Source organism: Kytococcus sp. HMSC28H12, assembly GCF_001816045.1.
In the GTDB taxonomy this organism is placed as follows: Bacteria; Actinomycetota; Actinomycetes; order Actinomycetales; family Dermatophilaceae; genus Kytococcus; species Kytococcus schroeteri.
The window spans coordinates 1-2,124 of record NZ_KV824518.1 but is presented as its reverse complement, the minus strand read 5'-3'; the positions used below and the strand labels follow the sequence as shown (position 1 = coordinate 2,124).

Annotated in this window: 2 protein-coding genes; both read left to right on the top strand. The window is 74.3% G+C overall.

The genetic code is table 11. The features are described 5' to 3' along the window. Positions 1-112: 112 nt before the first annotated feature. The gene (locus HMPREF3099_RS07515; RefSeq protein ID WP_141762050.1) at positions 113-1,789 is read left to right on the top strand and encodes a threonine/serine exporter family protein; all 1,677 of its coding nucleotides are present in this window, start codon (positions 113-115) and stop codon (positions 1,787-1,789) included. Then, positions 1,786-2,124, top strand: a 339-nt coding sequence (locus HMPREF3099_RS07510; protein WP_141762049.1) for a PHP domain-containing protein, incomplete at its 3' end; no start/stop codon positions are given. The genes HMPREF3099_RS07515 and HMPREF3099_RS07510, both read left to right, overlap by 4 nt.

Below are 2,124 nucleotides of genomic sequence, written 5' to 3'. Positions count from 1 at the left end.
GCCGAGTTCGGCACCGGTGCCGAACTCGGCCCCGGGCCCCTCTTCGGTGCCCACGTCCACGGGGTGCGGCGGAACTTGTCTCCGAAGCCCCCTCCGGGTGAGAGTGTCCCGCGTGTCTCCCTCGCGTACGCCCCGTTCGTTGTCGTCGGTGGCCCGGGGTGCGCAGTCCGAGACCGCTCCGCAGCCCGCGGCCACCACGGTCCTGAACCCCGTCCAGACCGGTGCCCCGACCACCACCGCCCCCGGCGGCACCGAGGGGGAGGGCCCGGTCCCGCCGGGCGTGGCGCCGACCACCAACCTCACCACCGGCCTCTCCGAGGACGTCGCCCTGGCGCCCGGGGTGCAGCAGCAGCTGGCGCCCGGCACGGTACGCGGCAGCACGCGACGCCGCGTCATCCGGCTGGCCGACGTGGTCCGCCCCAGCTCCGCCTCGCCGGTGCCGATGGTGGAGTCCGGCGACCGCGACCTCGACGAGCGCCGCGGCCGCCAGATCATCGACCTCTCGCTGCGCACCGGTGAGGCCCTGCTCGGTGCCGGCACCCCCGCCGCCGACGTCGTGGCCACCGTGCTGCGCCTCACCTCCGCCTTCGGCGTGCGCTCGGCCCACGTGGACATCACCTTCACCTCCATCACGGTGAGCATCCACCGCGGCATGGGGGAGGACCCCCTGTCGGTGATGCGCGTGGTGCGCGCCCGCACCTACGACTTCATGGCCGTGGAGCGGCTCCAGGCCTTCGTCAACGACCTGGCCGAGCACCCTGGGGAGCTGGAGTCGGCCTCGTCCCGGCTGGAGGAGATCCTCCACGCGCCCCGCCCCTACCGGCCGTGGGTGGCCAGCGTGGCCCTGGCGATGATGGGTGCGGCCATCTCCGCGCTGCTCGGCGCCGACCAGGTCACCTGGGTGCTCACCTTCTTCTCCACCCTGGCCATCGACCAGGTGCTGGCCCGCCTGGGCCGGTGGGGGCTGCCGCCCTTCTTCGCCCAGATCGTGGCGTCCGCCATCCCGACGATGGTGGCGGTGGCCATCTACGTGGTGGAACGCGAGGACCTCCACCTGTGGGGCATCGGGCTCGACCCGCCGGGCGACCAGTACCCCTCGCTCATCGTGGCCGCCGGCATCATCGTGCTGCTGGCCGGCCTCGGCGTGGTGGGCACCGCGCAGGACGCCCTCGACGGGTACTACGTCACCGCCGGGGCGCGGGCCCTGGAGGTGGTGGTCATGACCGCCGGCGTCGCCATCGGCGTCTCCCTGGTGCTCGACGCGGCGCGGCGGGCGGGCATCGGAATGACGGTGCTCACGCGGTCCTACCTCTCGGAGGACCTGGCCACCCTGGTCATCAGCTCCACGGTGTTCTGCTTCTTCTCGGCCATCGCCACCTACGCCTCACTGCGCGCCGCCTTCCTCTCCGCGGCCCTGGGAGGCACCGCGTTCCTGCTCTTCTGGGCGCTCCAGGTGGGCGGGTTCACCTACGAGACGCGCGTGATGCTGGCGGTGGCCATGGTGAGCTTCCTGGCCCACTGGCTGGCCGGCGGCCTGCACGTGCCCTCGCTGGCGCTCACCACGGCCGTCATCGCGCCCTTCCTGCCGGGTGGGGCGGTCTACCGCGGGCTGTTCAAGCTCATGGACAACGACCCCGCCACCTACTTCGCCGGGCTGCAGGAGCTGCTCAGCGCCGTGGCCAGCGGCCTGGCCCTGGCCGCCGGGGTCAGCCTGGGCACGTGGGCGCACCGTGCGCTGGCGGGCATGAGCCGCTCGGAGCGCAAGGCCAGCCGCGTGGTGGAGACGTGAGCGGCCTCGGCGGGCAGGTCGACCCGCACACCCACTCCACCGCCTCGGACGGCACGCAGCCACCCGCCGAGGTGGTCCGCCGCGCCGCCGAGCTGGGGCTCGGGGCGATGGCGCTCACCGACCACGACACCACGGCCGGGTGGGCCGAGGCGCTCGCCGCCGGCCAGCGGTACGGCATCCGGGTGCACCCCGGCATCGAGGTGAGCGCCCAGGTGCCGCGCCCCGACCGGCCGGTGCCCGTGCACCTGCTGGTGCACCGGGTGCCCGCCGACAGCCCCGCCGTGACCGCGCTGCTGCGCGCGACCGTGGAGGGGCGCCACCGACGCATGGACCGG